Genomic DNA, 233 nt, shown 5'->3' on the forward strand with positions numbered 1-233 from the left:
GGCGCGGGTCAGCGGGTTGGTTTTGAACAGTTCGATCAGGTCGCCGTGGAAGGCGGCCGGCAAGCGCGTGGTGTCGTTGTTCCAATACAGAATGTCGAACACCGGTGGTTCGTTGCCGAGCAGGTAGTTGTTGACCCAGTAATTCCAGATCAGGTCGTTGGGGCGCATCCAGGCGAACACGCGCGCCATGTCGCGACCGTCCAGCACACCGTGGTGGTAAGAGCGGCGCTTGG

1 pseudogene is annotated in these 233 nt (G+C 61.4%); it reads right to left on the reverse strand.

Going from position 1 to position 233, the window contains the following annotated elements:
• Window positions 1-189: pseudogene (locus AC0IW9_RS32120) on the reverse strand (class I poly(R)-hydroxyalkanoic acid synthase); the annotation flags it as partial.
• Window positions 190-233 lie beyond the last annotated feature (44 nt).

The organism is Belnapia sp. AC561 (assembly GCF_979252845.1).